The following is a 3,607-nucleotide window of genomic DNA, read 5'->3' on the forward strand; positions in this document are numbered from 1 at the left end:
ATGTTTTTCTGTTTTAAGCTCGAAATTACAGGCACCCCCATCTCTTCCAATGACGCTGCATTCAAATGCTGCTCATATTGGTTTTTCATCGGGATAACTAACAGTTTCTTTTTCAAATATAACGCTTCTGCCGGTGTTTCAAAACCTGCCCCACATAAAACTCCAGAAGAAGATGCCATACTATCAATAAAAGATTGGTTATTGATCGGTCTTATCGTTACATTTTTCATGTCAAATGCCTTCGAATTATGTTTGCTAAAAACATCCCACTTCACATCCGGAAACTTCATCAAATGCTTTAAAAGATGCGCATCGTCATATGCTGGGAGGTAAACCGTATAATGTCCCTGATCTGTCACGTTCAATTCACGAACAGCATTACGGATAACCGGTTGGTAAATATTCTTGGCGTACCGCTTGAAATGGAAACCATAGGAATGGGTAGACGGAGCATAATTTTTCATAATAAATTTGCCCAGCATATCACTATCTTCTGGCTTAGGACTCGATGGATCTAAGGCAGCGATCTGATGGCTCAACCCAATGCAGTCCAAATCTTTTGAATGACAAGCCCAAGCAGAAATCGGTTCAAAATCATTGATCACCAAATCATAGTTTTCTATAGGCAAGCTCTTAATTTCATTCGTAAATTTACGGATCGTCGAACTCATAAATGTTTTCCACAGATCTACTCCGCCGGATTTACCAAAGATAAAACTCAACCCGTGAAAACGGTATTTCACTTCGAAAGGTAATGATAGATCTGCTTGAATTCCACTAACCAAAACATCGACTTCCCCTAACTCTCTCAAACAGGGGACAATATCCATTGCCCGGCTCAGATGTCCATTTCCTGTCCCTTGTACGGCATACAATATCTTCATAACGACTGTATTTTGTGTCGGCAAATTAATCAATTTTAACGAGTATCAATATTATTTTATTGTTTAGTTATGTTAAGAAAATATAAATTAACATCAATAAAAAAAATCGTTAATCCATTTTTAATTTTCCTTTACGTATATTTAATATCAACAATTAATTAATAGCCAGTTTGATACCCCATGAAGTCTCTATTTTATCGAATGCTTTGCATAGTCGCCATGCTAATTTTAACATCGTGGGGATTTTTTGCTCATAAAAAAATTAATCATTATGCCGTCTTTGCGCTCCCCGCTCAGTTGGCTAAGTTCTATAAATCCAATATTGACCTTATTACCGAAAAAGCTGTTGATCCAGATAAACGCTGCTTCACAGACAGCGCTGAAGGCCCAAGACATTTTATAGATTTAGAGGACTACCGCAAGGAAAGTACAGTTGACTCCATGCCGATACATTGGTCACAGGCCAAAGAGAAATTTCAAGAAAGGCAATTGTTAAAAAATGGTATTGTGCCCTGGCAAATCAATCTTACCTATCAAAAGCTTGTTAAGGCCTTTCAAGCAAAAGATTATAAACGGATCATCAAACACTCAGCAGAACTCGGCCATTATATTGCTGATGCCCATGTTCCATTGCACACGACTAAAAATTATAATGGACAGCTGACGAATCAACTCGGTATACACGCATTCTGGGAGAGCCGCTTACCGGAAATGTTTTCAGAAAAATACAACCTTCGCGTTGGAAAAGCCAACTATATCAAAGATCCCTTAGCGGAAGCCTGGGGTATCGTCCGTGAAAGCAATCGCCTTGTGGATTCTGTATTGAGCATTGAAGCCCGGCTTAATCGTCAATTTAAGGCATCTCAAAAAAAATCTTTTATTGAGCGAAACAATCAATTGGTATGGACCTATTCCGACAGTTATGCTAGAGCTTATCATGAAGCCATGAACGGTATGGTTGAAAGGAGAATGCAAAAAACCATTTTACGCGTTGCTTCCTATTGGTATTCAGCCTGGCTCGAATCCGGCCAACCCGACTTGACTAACATCGAAAAAATAAAAAGCAGCGACAAGCAAGATCACATCGATATAACGGGGAAAAAGCGTATCGGCCGAGAAGAATGGATGTAAGAAGGTTACAAAATATCATCCGGACTACCAGTATTATTCATGCCGGACTATTTATTTTTTAGTCAGCTAAGCTACTTTTGCAGCGTAAAATCTAGGAAAGCATGTTGAATAAGAATATTACGTTAACAAACCTTGCATTAGTGCTGAGTATTGGAGCTGCGACTGCTCAGATTAAAGACACAACCACTTTGGGCGAAGTCATCATTAATCAAAATCGCTTACAGATCCCTTTTTCAAAACAGAGCAAAAATATCCAAATATTGACGCAGGAAGATATACAGAGACTACCAAATCGATCAATCAACGAGTTGCTTAGCAATATCCCAGGCGTTGATATTCGCCAACGTGGACCATTTGGTTCGCAGGCAGATATAAGTATCGACGGTGGGTCTTTTGAACAGACGGCGATCCTACTCAATGGTGTTAAAATCACTGATCCACAGAGTGCCCATCACAACATGAACCTTCCGGTTCCTCTAGAGGCCATCGAGCGCATCGAAATAATTCGGGGGCCGGCTTCACGGATTTTCGGTATTAATGCACTAACCGGTGCCATTAACATCGTAACAAAGAAAATTGAATCAAATCAAATTAGCGCCCAGGTATATAGTGGTTCTTCATTCAAAGATAATGAGCAGACAAGTGCAGGCAAGTATTATGGTAAAGGTGTTCAGCTTGGCTCACAGTTCTTAACCAAGCAAACAAGCCACGGTTTATATTTTGGTCACGAAGATTCGAATGGACAACGCTATAATACAGCCTCCAACAATAATAAACTCTATTATGACGGTACATATCAACCGAATACAGCCAATATGATAAAAGCCAATGTTGGCTATATCAACAATCAATTTGGAGCCAATGGTTACTATGCTGCGCCGAGTGACAAGGAAGCTTATGAACAGGTTAAGACAGCTTTCGCTTCCCTGCAGTCCAAGCATCAATTAACACAGGCATTTTCCATCAGTCCACGTCTCAGTAATCGCTACAACGAAGATGAATATTGGTATTTAGGCAGAGAAACAACCAAAGGTAGATCCAAACATTACAGCAACGTCTTCGGAGCAGAAATCAATGCTACATTGGAGCAAAGTTATGGTACATTTGGCTTAGGATTAGAAAGTCGATTTGAACGCATCAATAGCACCAGTATTGGCGACCATAACCGGGAGAATTACGGCGGCTACCTTGAATTCAAAACAGAGGCGATCAAAAAACTGATGATCAACTCTGGTGCCTACATCAATTACAACTCAAAATTTGGCTGGCAGGTATTCCCGGGTCTAGATTTGGGATATGATATTACCGAACATTGGAAGATTGTAGTCAACGCAGGTTCTAGCCAGCGGATCCCTTCCTTTACGGATCTTTACACCAATCAGACAGCCAACGTCGGAAACCCCACACTGAGCTCTGAAAATGCCTATCAGATCGAAAGTGGTATAAAATACTTATCCAATCGGATTATTGCTCAAGCGGGCTATTTCCATCGAAGGATAAGCGATTTCATAGACTGGCAAAAAGAGGATGCCACTACAGGAAGCGGAACGATCATTCCCTGGAAACCAATAAATATTGGAAAAAATAAAATT

At 40.1% G+C, this 3,607-nt stretch carries 3 protein-coding genes; 2 read left to right on the forward strand and 1 reads right to left on the reverse strand.

Annotation, left to right across the window (positions count from 1 at the left end):
* Window positions 1-884, reverse strand: an 884-nt coding sequence (locus B2X72_RS04625) for a glycosyltransferase family protein (protein ID WP_286848413.1), incomplete at its 3' end; no start/stop codon positions are given.
* Window positions 885-1,103: 219 nt separating this feature from the next.
* On the opposite strand from B2X72_RS04625, the gene B2X72_RS04630 reads away from it, so the two are divergent.
* Together B2X72_RS04630 and B2X72_RS04635 are read left to right on the forward strand one after the other, a co-directional pair.
* The gene (locus B2X72_RS04630; RefSeq protein WP_232475749.1) at window positions 1,104-2,015 is read left to right on the forward strand and encodes a zinc dependent phospholipase C family protein; all 912 of its coding nucleotides are present in this window, start codon (window positions 1,104-1,106) and stop codon (window positions 2,013-2,015) included.
* Between the two features lie 101 nt (window positions 2,016-2,116).
* A partial coding sequence (locus B2X72_RS04635; protein ID WP_286848415.1) for a TonB-dependent receptor plug domain-containing protein occupies window positions 2,117-3,607 on the forward strand: 1,491 nt, incomplete at its 3' end.

Source organism: Sphingobacterium sp. UBA7253 (assembly GCF_002472745.1).
Taxonomy (GTDB): domain Bacteria; phylum Bacteroidota; class Bacteroidia; order Sphingobacteriales; family Sphingobacteriaceae; genus Sphingobacterium; species Sphingobacterium siyangense.